Genomic DNA, 17,579 nt, shown 5'->3' with positions numbered 1-17,579 from the left:
GTGAACTTTTATAACGCTGATTTTTTAACACATCACAGCCAGTCGATTGTTAACTTTTATACCGAGCGCGCTGTCGATAACGTCCTTGGCGGCTATTGCCAAAACTATTTAGACGACGGCACCTTGTTTAACACAGGATTTCGTCAATTAGTAAGCAGCACACGCATGGTAATCAACTTTTGCCGCGCAGCTAAGCAGTTTAAAAACAACGAATATCTAAACCTTGCAAGGCATGGCCTCGATTACATTGAAACCCATCATTGGATTGCAAAGACCAAACAATACGCGTGGACGCTTGACGATAACCAACCACAGGATATGACCCAGCAAGCCTATGGTTATGCCTTTGTTTTACTTTGCTACGCCCACTGTTACAAAGCGGGCGTGATTTCATCTGATAGAAAGATTAATGAAACCTTTGAACTGCTCGAATCGCGTTTTTGGCAAGCCAATGAAGGCATTTACGCCGATACCATGTACGCAAACGGCGAGCTATGTGAATACCGCGGCCAAAATGCCAATATGCATATTTGCGAAGCGCTTATTAGTGCCTACAGTGCAACCAATGAGCGCCGTTATTTAAAACGAGCAGAGCACCTTGCCGAGCGTTTTTGTTTTGAATTATCAGCGCATAGCAATGGCTTAGTGTACGAGCACTTTACCCCTGAACTTTTGCCTGATTTTGATTACAACAAAGACGACGCTAAAAACCTCTATCGCCCCTGGGGATTTCAACCAGGTCACCAAACAGAATGGGCGAAATTATTACTGCAAATTAACTATTTTGAAGCAAAACCACAGTTTGTTGAAAAGGCGCAGCACTTGTTTGATGTTGCCTTTACCAACGCATGGGATAACACCCATGGCGGTTTAGTGTATGGCTTTGATACGCACTATACCACCTTCGATAGCGACAAATATTTTTGGGTGCAAGCCGAAAGCTTTGCTGCCGCTGCGTTACTTTTTGATGCAACTCAAAATGACGCTTATTTAAACCATTACAACGCCCTTTGGCAGTATTGCTGGCAGTATTTTGTCGACCATGACCATGGTGCGTGGTATCGCGTATTAAAAGAAAACAATCAAAAATACAGTGATAAAAAAAGCGAAGCAGGCGCTAAGTGCGACTATCACACGCTCGGCGCGTGTTTTGATGTATTAGAATTTACCAAAACACCGTTTCCAACCAATTAACACATTCCCCCAATGTGCCTCAAAGCCAAGCATTGTGCTTGGCTTTTTTAATTTGATTTCAATTAGGAAAACACGGTATTGCTAAGCGTTTAGAAGCGGTATTTTAAACCCACATAAACAGTACGTGGCATGCCTGGCTGAATTTGTGTTTTCCCGTAGCGAATTTCAGCTTGTAACGCATATTGCTTATCTGTGATATTTGAAATTCGCGCATGCACTTCAAATACATCGTTTATTGCATAATTTGCCTTTAAATTACCGATTGTATAACCTGAATATTCACGGGTATTTTCACTGTCCATCCAGTAGTCTCCAATACTTTGCATTTCAGCAATTATATGAAGGCCAGATATAGCTTTGCTCTTATAGTTTAAGCGAACGTTGGCAACATAATCAGGTGCCATAGGTAAGCTGTTGCCCGATAAATCGACTTCACTTGATTGTTTAGTGCGGTAATCAACACGCCCTTGATCTTGAATGTAATGATCAAATTCATGATTAGATTGCGAATAAGCTAAAGCCAAAGACCAAATAGGATTGATCCGATAATCCACACCAAGCTCAAACCCTTGGTGATTAACACTTGCAGCATTAACACGGTAGCTAGCGCCAAAGTCATCATAGGCAGTCACAATGGCATCGTCTACATCCATAAAATAATATGCCAATTCAACACTAAACTTATCTAAGTTTGCTTTATAACCCACTTCATAGGTGTCGGACGTTTCTTCATCCAACGAGCCAAGTTGTGCGCTGGTTTCTTTAGTTTTCAAATGATAAAGCTCTGACGCTGTTGGAATACGAATGGCATTGGCAAAACGCGCGTAAACACTCATTTGCTTATCAAGCAAATAATTCACACTCACTTTTGGGCTTAAGTGTTGGTAGCTGTCACTGCGGCTAGCAATTGAACGATTACCGAAGCCGTCATCGTCATAAACAGGCAGGTTATTATCAAACTCATAACGGTTATTATCGTAACGTAGTCCTAAACTGTAGCTCAGTGCATCGGTTAGATAACCAATGTGTTGAATGTAAGGCGATATGCCAGTAAAGCTGGTCTTATCATCATAAAAAACATGCCCTTCTGGATAGGTCGCCGCTCCCCAGCCCGTTGTGATACGCGTAGTGGGTTGATACGAATAAGCATCACCTTCTGAATATTCAAAGTCAACACCCACGGTAGTTTCAAAGTCGTTTGTATGCACAAAGTTACTTAACGCAAGTAAGCCAAAAGTGGTCACACTCGATTCAACTTGCGGCATATTAGGCTGCCAAGTCGCGACATAGTTATTGTCTCTAAATCGTGCGTATGGAATAACAGAGGCAAACACGTCATCACCTTGATATTGATATTCAGAACTTAGGCGCATGTAATCGGTTTTACGCCTTGGATCTAATATCTCAACTTCCTCTGGTAAGCCAGATTGCGTTGGGTCATCGGCAAACTGTTCATCATTAAGCGAACTTTGCATTTGCTGATCTAATGTTGATGCAATAAAGCTGGTTTTGATACTTTGCTGCGCATCAATATGCAATTCATGTAATGTATTAAACTCAAATTTTTCAAGGTGACTGTTGTCACGCCAACCATCATTGTTTAGATAGCCAGCAGATATGCGAACACCATTATCCTCTCCCATTAAATGTGTATAACTTCCGTTGTAACGTTGATAATTATGCTCACCTATTGTTGCTGATAATTCATTTTTATTGGCACTAACTGGTGCAGAAATCACATTTACAGTTGCTGCAACCGCACCGGAACCATACAAGCTAGTACCTGCGCCTTTCATTACCTCTAAACGCGATAATGACGAATTACTGCTCGCCCACCAAAGCGCGTTATGGTTATAAAACGCCGCTGATTGCAGCGGAATATTATCTTGCAAATAAAGCGTGTAACCGCCGTAATTGATTGGCATGCGAATAGCAGCATTATGCCCTTGCCCACCGGAGAGCTGGTTAATCAACACACCCGAAATCGTTTGCAGCGACTCCGATAAATGTTGTGCATTGTCTTTTTCAATCACCTCACTGCTAACACTGCCAATACTTAATGCTTGTTCAGTATTAGCTTTCCCTAAGCGATTTGCTGTAACCGTAATTTTTTCAATGTCTTCATTCATCGCTTCATCAGCCAGCACGTTAAACTGCGAACAAACTGCGAGCGCAAGTAATGAGCGCTTGAAACAAACAGTCATGAATAAAATTCCTTATTTCGATTAATTATTAATTTGATTAAATGTAATGCGGCGCTTAGTTAATGTTGCTCTGCGTTTGTATCGAGAGATATAAAGCAACAAACCAAGTATTGTTGTGCTAAGTAATGCGATAATTATCAGCGTTATGATGCTATCTCGTAATCCTTTACCAATTGGATTCAAAAAGTGGTATTTATGCAGATAACCAAAATGCCAACTGCGAGCTTGCTGCCAAGGCGTGTCAATTGCTGCAATGTAACCAGTGTGGACCTCAACACTATAAATGGTGGGATCATTATCAAAAGTGACTTGAACAACAGGTAGCCGCTTGTTGATAAAGGCATAGCTTGGACCAAATTTATCGACTTTTTGCCACGTTTCGATCGGCGCTGAAAGATTTAATTGCTGCGCCAAAATTGTTTCTGCTAAAGCAAGATCATTCAACTTAAGTTGCGATTGCTGCCAATAGCTAAATGAGCGGCTTCGCTTTTGAAAATGAACAATTTGGCTAATCATTTCGCCATGAATATTAACCAACTGGAAATTGTGGCCATCGGATTTTATTAAGCTATTAATAGGATCATGTTTTAACTGCTTACTAGAAAGCGTGTTACTAGGAACAATTTGCCTAAATGTTTCTGGATATAGCTTATCAATTAGAATATGCATACTACTGGTTGAAAAGCCCAACAAGCACACACTGAGTGAAACGCCAAATAAACGATGTAAACGTTGTTTTGAATAGCGGGTGTCTTTGATTTTACGCCACAGTAAGGAGTACGCAACTACGCCACTTAACGCCATCAAAAACAACGACACACTGATAATAAGCATGGGTAAAATACGTGTTAAATCATGGGTATTCCCCAAAAAACTGAACGTATGTAGTTGACCAAACCAATACGACACAGACTCCCTTAATGGCGTATTATGTGCAGCGATACGTTTACCCAAAGTATCTATGTAAATTAAGTTCTCATCCGCTAACTCTATTTTATAGACAGGCAAAATACGGTTTATTTTACTATAACCAAAAGTAAACGTAGTTAGCTTATGAATCGAACGGGTTGCTTTACCTGACCATTTTGTTGCCAAATACTCTGCATAAACAGCATCGCTTAAGTCATGCGATAACTTTGCTGTCTCAATATCAAAGTACTTGGTGTGCAATTCACCATTAACATTTTGCGAAATTTGATAATAATAGCGATTCTGGTAATCCACTAGACTGGCGTGACTAAATGCAAAAATCGCGTGTTTTTCTAGCACTCTGTCAAGCGGGACATAATGTGCAATAGCAGCAGAATTGATCGTGACTGGCAGGGGAACAATGCGTTCAGCTTTAGTAAAATGAGACATAAAAGGGTGTAGTAAACCCGACGCAGCCCACAGCATAAATGGCACACATGCAAATAACGCAAATCGCTTATGCCACACCAAAAATGATTTAATCATATGACTAATTTAATTATTAATTTTTAGTGCTTATTGTATTTATCTGTAACTACTTTTTGATGCGACATAATGTCGCAGTTTACAAATCACCTTGGTGTAATAAAACGTGATACACCCAATGCGCACCTTATCCTATTCTTGAATCCATAAGATTTATGTCTGTGAGTAGGTTACTTTGCAATACGCTATGCATTTAAAATCATTAGTAAAACAAAATATTTCAGGGCAGTGGCAATTTTTTGTAAGTTCGTTATTCGATACCTTAGAAGCATCTTATCCCGCACAAGAGCGAGTTTCGTTTTTAACTAAAATGGGCAAACATGCCAGCCGCTCGTTAGACATTCACCCTGAGCTAACATTAGTAGAACTCAATGAACGCATAAACCAGTTTTGGTTTGAACGTCGCTGGGGTCACTGCAATATTTTTGAAAAAGACAATGGCTTAGTAATTGAACATTACATTTCACCGCTCTGTGCTATTTTAAAACCCGAACACCAAGAATACGGTGACGCGTTTTTAACAGGGCTTTATTCCGAGTGGCTAAAAAACGCCAGCGCACCATACCAAGGCATTATTAAGAAAGTGAATGCTGAAAACATTGATGACATTGCAGTGCGTTTAAGCTACTACGTCATTTAGGAAAGACTATGACGACTCAATATACTGCTTGTAACAATATTATTCATGTCACTTTTGCAAAAAAGAAAATGCATTCTAAGTACATGCCAAAACAAGATGAAACACTCGCAGAAATGTTTAAACGACATAAGGTTGTTGTGCCTTCTGATCTGATTTTTAAATACAAATAAAGTAAATAAAGTCAGGCAGTTGCCGATAATAAGAAGCGTTATAAAAATATAACTAAAATTCTCTCCCAAAATAAAATAGGAATTCACATAATGTATGATAACCCTACAGTCATTATTACCGTTAAGTTAAATGAAATTTTTGCAGCAATTAAAAGTAAAGTGGTTTATTGCAAAGACAATTTTGCAATGGTAGGTGACACTTTCATTAGCTATGAAGTTGATAAGCAGTCTGATCCAGATAGTTTAATTGATATTTCAGGTCCGTCCGGCGATTCATTTGATCCGCCAACAATTACCATTAAACCAGGCACAACAGTCGATTTTGTTGTTAACCCAACGGATAATGATGGTCAACCAGTTTATTTTGAGTGGTTTCATGACCCAGCGCTTAAAGCATTACGTTTAGGCGTCGCGTCTAATGCTACTCGTTATCAGGCACTGGATAATGCACAATTTCCGGTAGATGTAACAATGACTATCATTGCTCAATTTGATATTCAAGGCCAATCAGAAGAGTTTACGATTGGTTGGGATCCGATTATTGTAGTTAAAGATGTTGATCCTCAATAATTGACCGGAGTTCTGGTTCATTCCAGTTTTTCCAAAGGGGAGACGTTATCGCCTCCTCTTTTGGGTAACCTTTTGCTATCGCCAACTTTAATTTTTTAAGTGCGCTTTTAGCATCATTCAGCGCATCATAGGCCTGTGCGGCAAGATAAAACTCGGTGGCATTTTCCCGATGCGATAATGAATCTAGTATTTGTAACGCATCCACGCTTTCACCGATGCGTGCTTTATAATAAGCCCAAGCAAGTTTAGCACGGCTGTTTTGTTTATTAATTGAAAATACTTTTTCCGCTAAATCAGCCGCTTGTTTGTAGGTAGAGTTTGTATCTGGGTGTTTAGTTAACCAATACGAATCCGCCAAATTGCCCCAACTGACGTAATTTTGTTTATCTATTGCAATTGACATTTTATAGGCTGCAATTGCCTCTGAATATTGACCCAATATAAAGTGAAATCCGCCAATATTAGAATGACCTGTTGCGGTTGGGTTTAAAGTATTACCCTCTTTTGCATAGCTTAATGCCGATTGCAAATCGCCTTTACCATAGAAACTTGCCGAAAGACCAATATAGGCGTTGCTATTTTTTGGCGTTAAGGAAACTAATCGCTGATAGGTTGCAATAGCCTTATCGTATTGCGCAGTTCGGTAGTACAAGCGCCCTAACTGATTAAGTCCTTTCCAATGATTAGGTGTAATTTTTAGCGCTGCCTTATAACTTTGCTCAGCTAATGCATTTTCTTTTAGTTGTTGATAGGCCCTTGCCAATTCAAAGTGAAGGTACTCATCATTTGGGTTTTCTATTACTAGAGCTTTTAGTAAATTACTTGCTTTTTCTGCATTACCACGCCTAAGCGCAAGCGAATGTGCCAAATAGCCAACTTGAACGTGGTTTTGGTCAAGTTCAGCAAGCTGCTTGATAGTTTTTTCATAAAGTAGTAACCAATGCTCATTTTTAGTGTCGTGAAATTTATTCCTGTAGGCAAACGCTAGCCCCTCATACGGCTTTATGAATAAAGCATCTAATTCAATGGCTTGTTTAAAGTGGTCAATCGCAGTATCGATATAATTTTTTTGGTCTGAGCGAAAGGTATAACCAATTGCAGCAATATAGTGTTTATAGGCGCCATCAAACTCAGTACCTTTACTTGCCATATTACTTTTTGGCCAATTAAGCATGGTAATAGCTTCATCAAACACTGCTTGGTTTGAGGCAAATAAGTCTTTTGCATTTACCTTAAATTGCTGCTGCTTTAGTGCAACACCTGATGCACCGTCTATCAGCTCTAAATTGATTAAGCGCTGAGAGCCTAAATGCTGAATACTGCCGGTTAATACTAAATCGGCACCATAGCGTTTGTGTACGTCATCAACGGTTAAATTTTTCAGTTTGGCTACTTCGGCGCTTGGAATAACCCAGCTATTGGTTTTTTCTCTACCCACTTTGCCAAGCTCGGTGCTTAACGTTACCGCTAAGCCTTGGCAAAACAGCTGTACTTGCGGGTCGTCATTAATATTTTGTAATGGCAATACCGCGATACGTTTATTCTCGCTAATGCGCTTTTCAAGTATCTGCTGATTGCTAGGCGGGAATAAAATAGGCTGTAAAAGGACTGCCATTACACCTAAAAACACCGCTGATAGACTGACTTTTTGCCAAGGCGCACGTCGTTGCCACCAGTTTGGCTTTTGCACTAAGGCGTCGTTTAAATCGGTAAAAGCGTCAATAACATCTGAAAGAACAGGCCTTTTTGATGGCTCAACCACCAGCAAGCTTTGAATAAGGGTGATTATCGCTTCGGGTAATTGTGTGTTTTTATCAGCTAGATTTTTAGCTTCACCGGTTGTGATTTGTGCTTTTATCACTTCAAGTGATTTTCCATCAAAGGCTTTTTCACCAGAAAATAACTCAAATAACACGGCGCCAAGGGCATACAAATCGCTTTGTTTGCTTGCGTTTTGCCCTAAATAAAGCTCAGGCGCTAAGTAAGTTGGCGAGCCGATTATTGCTGCCTGTGACTCACCACCGAGTACATGGGATAAACCAAAGTCGAGTACTTTAAGCTGATTATGTATATCAAACATAATGTTATCAGGCTTGATATCACAGTGCAGAATGTCGTTTTTATGGGCGTATTCAATGGCATTGCACAGCTGCAGCGCAATATGGGCTTTTTCTTTTAATGGTAGCTGTGTGGCGATTTTTGCTTTTAGGCTATCGCCGTCAACCCACTCCATCACTATGGCAAGCTGTTCATCATTTTGAATAATTTCATGAATGGTAACAATATTGGGGTGGCTTAATTTACTGGCGAGTTTGGCTTCTTGCACTAAGTCGCTTTGCTTATCCGTGTTTGGTACAAGTTTGAGGGCGACAATACGATCCAACACAGGATCTTTAGCTTTTAAAATTGTGGCAAAGCCACCTGAAACCGTGCCTAAAACTTCAAAGTCACTGAGGTTTCGCTGGGTGACAATAGCAGCTTCTTTTGCTACATCACTTGCGGGTGTAATAACTTGTGTTATTTCTAAATCACCGCCCGTGTTAATTTCGTTACAACGAGTGCAAGTAGCGGTTGAAACATCTAACGCGTTGCCACAGTGCTGGCATAATTTACTCATAGTGCAAAGCTTTTATTATTGTTGATTGTAATTAAGCAAAGTTACATCACATAATAACGGCAAAAGATTCCAATACCAAGCGTTGATATGAGGGAAAAATGGGTACATTTACTAATTCGGTTACAGAGCAAACAATTCAGCTGCGAGACCACCACATTATTGGCCGTCACCCAGAAACAGCACACACCTTAATTAGAGAAACTGCGGTTTCACGGAGCCATTGTTTAATTGAATGGCAACAAGGTAATTGGTTTTTACAAGACATCAGTGCCAACGGTACTTACATTAATGGCAAACGCGTTGCTAAAAACATCAAACACGACTTAAAAATAAATGATGTTGTGCAGTTTGGCGATAGCGAAAGCGTAAAATGGCAAGTTTCGAGTTTAGAGCAGCCATGCCCATTTTTAAAAAGCACCAATGAAAGTGTGAGTGACTTTGCCCTTAACCACCACGTAAACATGCTTAATTGCGATGACCAAGAACAAATGATCAGCCAAACGCTCTCGGGCCAATGGTTACTTGAGCAAGAAGGTAATGTTAAAGCCATTCATAACGGCGATTTAGTACGTTACCAAAGCAACCAATACATTTTAATTGCGCCAAGCGATATTGACGCGACACAAGAGTGCGAACAGACCGCCGAGCACACAGTAGATGTGAACTTTACAGTAAGCCAAAACGAAGAGCACGTTGGTGTGCTTGTAAATATTGATGGCCAATCAATTGATTTAGAAGACAGAACACACCACTACTTGGTGTTATTACTTGCGCGTAAATACGTGGAAGACAAACAAAACAACGTACCCGACAGCGAAGCGGGTTGGCTTGATAAAAGCCTATTAATGCGCCAAACACGCATGGAAGAAACCCATATCAATACGCAGTTTTATCGTTTTAGAAAGCAGCTGCATACTGCGGCAAAAAAACTACATTTAGACGTTGATATTATTGCTAGACGCCGCGGCGAAATTCGCTTGCAGTGTAACACGATTAATATTGCACAAAGCAAAGTAGCTTAAAACCGTTTAACGTGCCCTCGCACTGCTCAATGTGAGCAAGCGCAACTAATGAATCGCCCCTTGGTTGCGCTTTTTTGTGGCTGAGATTTACTTTTCGCTAATCATGCATGCTACGTGGAGCGAGTTAACACTGCTCACTAAAAAGCTGTTAAAAAAGCGCGTTAAAAACCTTGTCAATGCGTGGCAGCCACATCATCATCGTTGCCGCCCCGACCCCAATTAATGTAATCGCCGCGCCAAACAGCGACACAAACGCTACCAGCCATTTTACTGCAAAGTTATTTGTACGTTTTGCCCAAAATACGAGTTCTGCAATGAGCATAGGCAACAAGTAACAAGCAAAAGACATTGCGATATCCGCAGGCCCATCAAGATTACGTGAATTACCAAACGGTCCCTGATTTACAACAAACCAGCCCATTAAATACAAACGGAACGTCCAAACTCCATTTACCAACAAAAAGCTGTGCACAGCAAAACGCTGATGCAAGTTAAATTGCTTTTTACACGCGGTACGCCATGCAAAATAGATAAAAATTGGAATTAGAATACCGTTTAGCGTAATGCCCATTGAACCAATATCGCTAAAGCGCATGCCCGTCACCCAAGTAAGGTATAAACCCGTTACCGCACCACTAATACCCAAAATAAAGAAGATGCGACCATTGATCCGGTGAAAACGCGGATAGTTGTTTCTAATTGTTGGTACCAACTGTGAAATACCACACAGTGCTAAGATAATTGCTGGTACCACATGAGAGAAAAACACTACGCCATCAAACACGCGTTTATCTTGCACCCCTTGCCCTGGTAACAAATTATGTGTCACCTCGCTGTTACCAGCGATTGTGGGCATGACATATAAAATAAGAATGTATAACGCGAACATCCACTGCCCAAAAAGAGCGGTAACAAACCAGGTTTTAACGCTTTTATCTAAGATTAGTTGTGGTGATAAGCCGTTTTTCACACCATCTGCTAGTAAACTTTGCATAACTGCCCCTAATTTTTAATTTATTGATTTAGTTAATAAATTGGCACACCAAATATTAAATTTCGCGCCGAGTTTGAAATTCGGCATACAAAAAATACGAAAAAGTTACTTACAAATAGCAAATTGATTGATAGGTGCGGGCTGGTTACACTTAGTGCTAGTTTAATTCTGGTTTTGACATATTGTTATGACCCTTTCGAGTTTTTATATTTTAGTGCTTTGCATCAGCATTGGCGGTTTAATTACGCAACTGTTTGTACGTGAAAAGCAACTACCGCACATCTTATTTGCAGTATTTTGTGGCTCAATCGCCATGACACTGACGCAAAAACTAAGCGGCGATGCTATTGGCGCTTATAAATATTTAATTGGCTTAGGAACCGTAGCGACCTGCAATTGCTATTGGCTATTGTCGCGTAGCTTTTTTCGCCAAGAAAAAGCCATTGAACGGCACCACTTGGCCTTTGCGCTTGTCATTTCATTACTCATTTTCATTAAACAAGGTTATTTGTTTGCAAGCTCCACCGCATTAATTAATGCAAGTGAGCAGTCGCTATTTCGCCATGCACTGTCTGAAATCACCATATTGCTGTCATCATGCGTGTTGGTTTTATCATTTTGGGAAGGGTGTCGCGGCTTTAAAAGCGCTACAAAAAAAGAGCAACTGCAACGCGTGTGGTTTTTATCAACCTTTGCATTAGCGGTAGGCATTAGCAAGTTGAGCAACTACATCTTTGCCGGTGATGTAGCAGCAAAGCAGTGGGTGATCACAGCCATTATTTTAATGGTAGTTGTTAATACTCACATTTTGCTTATCTGGCGAAATAAAATCCACTGGCAACAACACGCTGGTACAGAAAATACAGTTAAAGATTTCGTGGCGGCAACAGAACCCCGTGTTTTACCATCTGACAATGACGTGTTACTTGCCGCACAAATTAGCCAATTAATTGAAAACGAATCCTTATTTTTACAAGCTAATCTCAAGGTCGCAGATGTAGCTCGTCACTTAGATGTGCCTGAATACCGTGTTAGCCGTGCGTTAAAAACGCACATTAGTGATAAAAATTTCAATCAATACATAAATGGGCTGCGTATTGAGCACGCCAAAGAGTTATTGGCCGATACAACTAAACAAGATTGGTCGGTATTAGTGGTTAGCCTTGAAAGCGGGTTTGCTTCTGTAGGGCCATTTAGCCGCGCGTTTAAAAGCAAAACAGGTGTTACTCCCAACCAATTTCGTCAAATGCATTTGAGTGAGGCGTTAGTTAACGCAAGTTAACAAGCACGATTGTTGCTGCGGTTGTTGCTAATAAATTAAAAAGGGCCTGAGCCCTTTTTTAATTACGATAAGGCAGTTGAAAATAACGGCCGTTGTTTTACCAATACAATGCGAATAATAATCGCGCTTAACGCAAAAATTTGCCAGTCGGGTACATCCAACGCAAAGGTATAGCGCATCAATGCCAGCAAACCAAAATAACCAATCGCCGCGTATTGCAGCCACAACCAAACAAATGGCGTATTATTTTGCCTGCACGCTAAGCGCTTGCCAACTTTAAGCCCAGCAAGGGTAAATAGATACACCACAGCGCCCACCATAAGAAATGATGTCCAGACAAACACGGTTTGCCACTCTACTACTTGCGCCGACTTTGCAGGCCCCGACCAAAGCGCATCCCAACTTACCGCAACAATCAACGACCACGAAATGGTCGCGACCAACGGATCAGTTTCATCATCGGCAAATATCTCGTGATACAAATACACCGCAATAAAGCCAATTGCGACAACACCCAACAACGGCGTTAGCCAAGGCAGCCATTTGATACCGTAAAAACTTAGTAAATAGCCACACATAGGTAAAAGTGTGTGTGAGCCAACCACGCCGGTGATCCATTTCGTGCGTGTTTTACGGCACGTAAGCTTGGTACTGTAGAGCGCTGTTACTAGGGCTACATCCATGCCAATCGCAGCACCCATCAGTAAACAGGCAATAAGGTATTCAGCGGCGAACTGCATTGTCTTCACCCATTAACCATGCAAGTCTAATATCCCACTTATGGTGATGCTCAGGCGCAAGTGGTGCTTGCTTGTCATCAACCTGTTCAATTACATTTTTGGCTTTGCTGATATTGGCATCGCGACCAAATAAAAAGCTTTGCTCCTGCACTATGGTTTTATAGGCTTTGTTGAGTTTAAGCGCGCGCTCTTTTGACGGCATAATTAGTTCATAAATGCTGCTAAGGTTAGCAACTTTATCGCGTTTTACTGTGCCATCACTGTCGAACCAGCGCAGTAACATTTCTTGGTTTTGCCTAAACTCATCACCGCCGCCTACGCGTTGTAAATAAGTTAAAAATTCCCCTTGCGATTCGCCTAGCGTAGGAACATCTTTTTGCGCTTTTAAGTCGATATAACGCCAACCGAGTTTGCCTTCTACTTTACGTGGAAACGAAAAGGTTTGGTCGATAGTCGTACCAACGGTTTTATGACAACCGTTACAAAACATCAGCTCTTGATAATGTTGCGGGCGAAGTTTGCCTTGTTGGTCTTCAATATAACCATTAATGGTCCAACTAAAGCCGTTATCAATACCGCGCTCGCCAATTGAAATGGTTTTAGGTAATTGCTCAAACTCTTTTTCTTTTGCCTCAAGCGTGTACGCACCGCGCAGCTTGTTGGCTGATTTGAATCCGTGCTTTTTCATATAACGCACTTCTTTCATGCGCGGGGCATTGTAAATTTCGCCTTTTTCATCAACCCCTAAATACCGCACAGTGTGTAAAAACTCGGTGCCTTTCGGATACAGCATACTGTGAAGTGGCACTTGTTTAGCGTCACCCAAGTAGTGGCTTTGTTTATTGATTTGCGTGACTTTACTAAGCGTGCCGTCATTATTTAAATCAACATTAATAATACGCTCGTCAATTTCTGGGGTAGAAATTGTTGGCAGCTCTTTAATTGCCATTTCTACCAAGCTTAAGTTAGCAAAATACACATCAAGATTAAATTCGCCGTTAATTTCACGAAAGGCGTTAGGCAAGCGGATCATCGCGTCACCGGTTGAGCCATTTGTTGGCCAAAAGGTACTTGGAAACGGCTTGTAGTTAAATGCAACCCAATGACTGTTATCTTTTGCAAGCCCTTGCTGATTAAAGGCTTTTGCAGGATACGCCAAATTATTGATAAACATTGCATTGGCTTGAGGCGATGTAGGGTGAGTGTGTGCAAACTGACCATAGTTATCTTGATTAACGTAAGCCAAAATGGCGTCGTCACTGATGCCTTTAATTAAGTCGGAGCGATCAATAAACAGGTTTTTCCAACTGTTGTTCATGCCTTCATCTGAAAACTGATAATCGCCCTGTAAATCACCGTCATTCATAATATTTGGGCGTTTTTCGCTGTGCTTATAGGTTTGGTGACAGGCATAACACGGGTTGTTTTTGCCTTCGGTTTTAGTGTAACACTGCGGTGGGATCACCGCCTCAGGGTTATAAATTTCATTGTGTTTAATGTAATCGAGCGCGTTATGACTGGCATTTTGTTTGTTTGCAAAAACACAAAAACTCGCAAACGTTATAAACGCAGCAAGTACAAGGTTTAGGTATTTCATACTCATTCTTCCAACTAAATGAGAAGTGCTTATACCAATTCTGTTAAGTATGTGATCAAGAGTCGAACTGGATAAATGAAATGATAACAAGGCAGAATTGTTCTTATGTAGTTGTTCTACATTGATAAATTCTAACGCAGTTAGCATGATATTTAGTCCGCTAGGATGATCCGCTACTTAAGTAAACTGGTATTATTCACTTCTCTTAAAAACAATTGCTTACTTTTTCACAGGCTCATAAAGCCAAAGCGTATTGTTTTCTTGGAAACCGTCTTCACCAATGATGATACGGCCGTCGTCCATAACGATTACGTTGTCAGGCTGTGAAAGTTGGTCAACATCACAACGTGCTGCTCCTGATAAGCTGCTGCGGTAGGTTGAACCCATTACTAATGGTTCGATGCGGCTGATGTTATAACCTTCTTCTAGTTTTGCACGATAAACACCACCACAATCTTTAACGCGGCTTGATAGCTGAATATCGCCTTCGTTATCAATTAGCGTGTTATCTAAATCGGCAATTGCAAGGTACACGTACGCATCACGTACATCTTCACCATCAATGGTATTTACGCCTTCAATTGCTTCTTGTGCACGCTTGGTATTTATTGAAATACCTTCAAGCTTACGCCATTCTGCTGTTGCACCTTTTAAACGCGCTGCTTGACGTGATTCTAGAAATACCGCTCGGTTATCCATCGGCTCACCTGCAGTCACTTTACCGCCGCCATTGGCAACCGTTGGGTAAGTTGCCGCGCCATTTGCCCACGCTTCCACGTCAGCCATGGTCATGTAGCTTGTTTCGCCCTCAACATATTGATCGGTGCCAATACCGTCAAAATCCGCAATCCATGCTTCAATCATTGCATTATCGCCGTGACCAAGTTCAATCCAAGCTACATCAAAACCTGTTGTCGCAGGGTCATTCTGACCAACGTCTTGGGTTAATTTAGCACCATATAACGTGCCTGCACTTAAATCTTCAGGTGTATCGGCAACAAATTTAAATAACACACCACCGGTATCATCTTGCGATAGATACACAGTTTTACCATCTGGCATTACCGTTGCATTTTCATGCTCAAAACGACCCAATGCGTAGTGCTTAACTACCATTGGTTCATTTGATGTTGGGTTTTGTACTTCTGCAATATAACCATAGCGATACGGGTTTGGCGCATCCGGTGCTGTAAGTTGCCACATGTAACCAATGATATCTGTGTTCATTACTGCAGGGTTGTTCCAATCTGGGTGAGTAGTAGTATCTACTTTAGAGTTTACGATCCACTCTTCAGATGTGAGCGGTGTATTCCATGGCGTTACTGAACCAAAACAGTTTGCCGCTGTGCCTTTTACACCATCAAAATCAAGCATCATGGCATCAGTAACTGTCCAGCTGCCTTGATTATCTTTTTCAAGCGCCATACGGCTCATCCCACCTGGGTACATTTCCCAGTTAGTGAATAAATAGCCTTTACCTGCGCCCGTTTGAATAAAGCCGTTAAAGTCTGGCATATCGTTTTCAAGGATCAGCTCATCTCCCACCATTGAATAAATATGACCCAGTCCTTTTGGTAATTTACCTTCATAAGTATCACCAGTTTGACCTAGCACTTGATACTGACCATACGCACTCATAACTGTTTGACGCTCTGCATCGCTCACCGGTACTGGTGAATCAATCAGTGTTTCAGGTAGGTTATTAAAATTAACACCAGCAAGTACACCCACAGTACCTGTGTGGAATGTTTTACCTGCAGCATTCGTTACAGTGTTGCTGTCTGATGGGTGCTGGGCGTTGAAAAATAAATCACCTTCTTGTGATAAAAAGATACCCGTCACTTCTGCGCCTGTTGGCACTGTTGCTAGGCGCGTTAGTTTACCAGCTGAACCATCGCTACCATTTGTGCCATCTAAACCATCAGTACCATTTTGGCCTGCTGCCCCTGTTGAGCCTTGTGCGCCATCATCGCCATCTGAACAAGCCGTTAGCGCGAGTAATACTGACAGCGCAAGTGCGCTCATTTTTATTTTTTTATGTTCCATTTTATTTTCCATAAGTGACGGTAATTAAATTCGCGCCCTATGGTGTCGCGTTAATATGAAAAATAAGTTACTGAATAATTAATAAAAGAAGTCGGTTTGATTACGTTACATGCTTAGCGAACCCATTAAGGTTTTATTTAGGCATACACATTAAACTCAACGTGCAAACCTTAGATACAACATAGAATTGTACTTGAGATACGTGTAAAGATGAGAGTTACTTATGTGGAATGACGTTCTGTGTAACTATTCTAAATTTCTTTTTATCAGTGTTGTAACAGGAGACCCTTTCGAACGGATATTTGAAAACTACTTTTCAGCACTTATTTTATATCTAATCACAATGAGCAAATATCGCTCGTTCACATACATTCAATTTATTTCTTATAACTTAATTAATTTTTCAATAGATTAAGATTTTGTTATTTTGCTTTTTCGTATTGTACAAGCTAAGCAACTTTGTAAAGCCTGATTTGTGCACTTTTATATGTTTGAGGGATAAACAGTGAATGATATTGAAAGAAATAAGCTAATAAAAACAAGTTGGCAATTACATAGTTTGGTAGAAGATAGTTACCTCAATAACTCCGCTACCAAGGGAGATGAAGAGTGGCTAGAAAAGCAGCGTATTCTGTTAGCAGATATGGCTATTCATTTATTACAAACAGCTATGAAGCCAGGAAGTATCGAACTTGATAAACTAAAAAATAATCTTCACTCCATTTTGACCATCACAGATCAGTTTTTACCGCACTCTGGACTCAAACAAGCAACAGATAAGCTTTACGAATAAAAATAAAAGTTAATTAAACTAAGTTTGCTAATACTTACCGCTATTCGGCTTCGCCAAAAGATTTTAGCCTTCGCTTATATGCGAACAGGGCGATACTTAAAAGCAAAAGAGGGGTTTTCACACGCGCTAACGCTGTATAAAAAAAATGGCGGTACTGATTATACTGTGGTCGATTTTTTGAATAACATGATTAGTGACGCAAATACCAAACTTATGCATTAAGTTAATACAAAAAAAGCGCCAGATGTCATTGGC

The 17,579-nt window shown here is 40.7% G+C and carries 14 protein-coding genes; 7 read left to right on the top strand and 7 right to left on the bottom strand.

What is annotated here, in order from left to right:
* Window positions 1-1,194, top strand: coding sequence for an AGE family epimerase/isomerase (locus ACHSBP_RS08760; protein WP_395388603.1), 1,194 nt, complete (start codon window positions 1-3; stop codon window positions 1,192-1,194).
* A gap of 89 nt (window positions 1,195-1,283) precedes the next feature.
* Here ACHSBP_RS08760 and ACHSBP_RS08755 read toward each other — a convergent pair whose 3' ends face one another.
* Together ACHSBP_RS08755 and ACHSBP_RS08750 are read right to left on the bottom strand one after the other, a co-directional pair.
* A complete protein-coding gene (locus ACHSBP_RS08755; RefSeq protein WP_395388602.1) occupies window positions 1,284-3,398 on the bottom strand; it encodes a TonB-dependent receptor in 2,115 nt (704 codons plus the stop codon).
* A gap of 21 nt (window positions 3,399-3,419) precedes the next feature.
* Entirely contained in the window at window positions 3,420-4,853 is a 1,434-nt protein-coding gene (locus tag ACHSBP_RS08750) for a PepSY domain-containing protein (protein ID WP_395388601.1), read from the bottom strand.
* A gap of 187 nt (window positions 4,854-5,040) precedes the next feature.
* Between ACHSBP_RS08750 and bcsD the strand changes: the two genes are divergently transcribed.
* The 3 genes from bcsD to ACHSBP_RS08735 all read left to right on the top strand — a co-directional run bounded on the left by bcsD (window position 5,041) and on the right by ACHSBP_RS08735 (window position 6,233).
* Window positions 5,041-5,493, top strand: coding sequence for a cellulose biosynthesis protein BcsD (gene bcsD / locus ACHSBP_RS08745; protein WP_395388600.1), 453 nt, complete (start codon window positions 5,041-5,043; stop codon window positions 5,491-5,493).
* 8 nt (window positions 5,494-5,501) lie between these two features.
* Entirely contained in the window at window positions 5,502-5,663 is a 162-nt protein-coding gene (locus tag ACHSBP_RS08740; protein WP_395388599.1) for a hypothetical protein, read from the top strand.
* 90 nt (window positions 5,664-5,753) lie between these two features.
* Complete coding sequence (locus tag ACHSBP_RS08735) at window positions 5,754-6,233, top strand: hypothetical protein (RefSeq protein ID WP_010559469.1); 480 nt, start codon at window positions 5,754-5,756, stop codon at window positions 6,231-6,233.
* On the opposite strand, the gene ACHSBP_RS08730 is transcribed toward ACHSBP_RS08735, so the two are convergent.
* Entirely contained in the window at window positions 6,211-8,850 is a 2,640-nt protein-coding gene (locus ACHSBP_RS08730; protein WP_395388598.1) for a protein kinase, read from the bottom strand. The two genes, ACHSBP_RS08735 and ACHSBP_RS08730, sit on opposite strands and share 23 nt — an antisense overlap.
* A 98-nt stretch (window positions 8,851-8,948) precedes the next feature.
* Between ACHSBP_RS08730 and ACHSBP_RS08725 the strand changes: the two genes are divergently transcribed.
* On the top strand, window positions 8,949-9,872 hold the full coding sequence (locus ACHSBP_RS08725; RefSeq protein ID WP_395388597.1) for an FHA domain-containing protein: 924 nt from the start codon (window positions 8,949-8,951) through the stop codon (window positions 9,870-9,872).
* A 148-nt stretch (window positions 9,873-10,020) separates the two neighbouring features.
* Here ACHSBP_RS08725 and ACHSBP_RS08720 read toward each other — a convergent pair whose 3' ends face one another.
* Window positions 10,021-10,866 carry a DUF2306 domain-containing protein gene (locus ACHSBP_RS08720; protein ID WP_395388596.1) on the bottom strand — a complete coding sequence of 282 codons (846 nt, stop codon included), beginning with the start codon at window positions 10,864-10,866 and terminating at the stop codon, window positions 10,021-10,023.
* A 187-nt stretch (window positions 10,867-11,053) separates the two neighbouring features.
* On the opposite strand from ACHSBP_RS08720, the gene ACHSBP_RS08715 reads away from it, so the two are divergent.
* Window positions 11,054-12,148, top strand: a complete 1,095-nt coding sequence (locus ACHSBP_RS08715; protein ID WP_395388594.1) for a helix-turn-helix domain-containing protein — start codon at window positions 11,054-11,056, stop codon at window positions 12,146-12,148.
* 62 nt (window positions 12,149-12,210) lie between these two features.
* Here the strand turns inward: ACHSBP_RS08715 and ACHSBP_RS08710 are convergent, their stop codons facing one another.
* The 3 genes from ACHSBP_RS08710 to ACHSBP_RS08700 form a co-directional block, all read right to left on the bottom strand.
* Window positions 12,211-12,888, bottom strand: a complete 678-nt coding sequence (locus ACHSBP_RS08710; RefSeq protein ID WP_395388592.1) for a manganese efflux pump — start codon at window positions 12,886-12,888, stop codon at window positions 12,211-12,213.
* Window positions 12,872-14,485: a hypothetical protein gene (locus tag ACHSBP_RS08705; RefSeq protein WP_395388590.1), complete on the bottom strand. Its 1,614-nt coding sequence runs from the start codon at window positions 14,483-14,485 to the stop codon at window positions 12,872-12,874. Before ACHSBP_RS08705 ends, ACHSBP_RS08710 begins: the two co-directional genes overlap by 17 nt.
* 219 nt (window positions 14,486-14,704) lie before the next feature.
* Window positions 14,705-16,531: an alkaline phosphatase PhoX gene (locus ACHSBP_RS08700; protein ID WP_395388589.1), complete on the bottom strand. Its 1,827-nt coding sequence runs from the start codon at window positions 16,529-16,531 to the stop codon at window positions 14,705-14,707.
* Window positions 16,532-17,036: 505 nt separating this feature from the next.
* On the opposite strand from ACHSBP_RS08700, the gene ACHSBP_RS08695 reads away from it, so the two are divergent.
* Complete coding sequence (locus tag ACHSBP_RS08695; protein ID WP_010559477.1) at window positions 17,037-17,324, top strand: hypothetical protein; 288 nt, start codon at window positions 17,037-17,039, stop codon at window positions 17,322-17,324.
* Window positions 17,325-17,579 lie beyond the last annotated feature (255 nt).

Source organism: Pseudoalteromonas sp. XMcav1-K, assembly GCF_044005875.1.
Classification (GTDB): domain Bacteria; phylum Pseudomonadota; class Gammaproteobacteria; order Enterobacterales; family Alteromonadaceae; genus Pseudoalteromonas; species Pseudoalteromonas spongiae.
This window is presented reverse-complemented; position numbering and strand designations above follow the sequence as displayed.

Coding starts and splice junctions, on each gene's coding strand:
- ACHSBP_RS08740 (WP_395388599.1), top strand. CDS start 5,502: ATGACGACTCAATATACTGCTTGTAACAATATTATTCATGTCACTTTT.
- ACHSBP_RS08710 (WP_395388592.1), bottom strand. CDS start 12,888: ATGCAGTTCGCCGCTGAATACCTTATTGCCTGTTTACTGATGGGTGCT.
- ACHSBP_RS08755 (WP_395388602.1), bottom strand. CDS start 3,398: ATGACTGTTTGTTTCAAGCGCTCATTACTTGCGCTCGCAGTTTGTTCG.
- ACHSBP_RS08730 (WP_395388598.1), bottom strand. CDS start 8,850: ATGAGTAAATTATGCCAGCACTGTGGCAACGCGTTAGATGTTTCAACC.
- ACHSBP_RS08715 (WP_395388594.1), top strand. CDS start 11,054: ATGACCCTTTCGAGTTTTTATATTTTAGTGCTTTGCATCAGCATTGGC.
- ACHSBP_RS08725 (WP_395388597.1), top strand. CDS start 8,949: ATGGGTACATTTACTAATTCGGTTACAGAGCAAACAATTCAGCTGCGA.
- ACHSBP_RS08750 (WP_395388601.1), bottom strand. CDS start 4,853: ATGATTAAATCATTTTTGGTGTGGCATAAGCGATTTGCGTTATTTGCA.
- bcsD (WP_395388600.1), top strand. CDS start 5,041: ATGCATTTAAAATCATTAGTAAAACAAAATATTTCAGGGCAGTGGCAA.
- ACHSBP_RS08735 (WP_010559469.1), top strand. CDS start 5,754: ATGTATGATAACCCTACAGTCATTATTACCGTTAAGTTAAATGAAATT.
- ACHSBP_RS08720 (WP_395388596.1), bottom strand. CDS start 10,866: ATGCAAAGTTTACTAGCAGATGGTGTGAAAAACGGCTTATCACCACAA.
- ACHSBP_RS08705 (WP_395388590.1), bottom strand. CDS start 14,485: ATGAAATACCTAAACCTTGTACTTGCTGCGTTTATAACGTTTGCGAGT.
- ACHSBP_RS08700 (WP_395388589.1), bottom strand. CDS start 16,531: ATGGAACATAAAAAAATAAAAATGAGCGCACTTGCGCTGTCAGTATTA.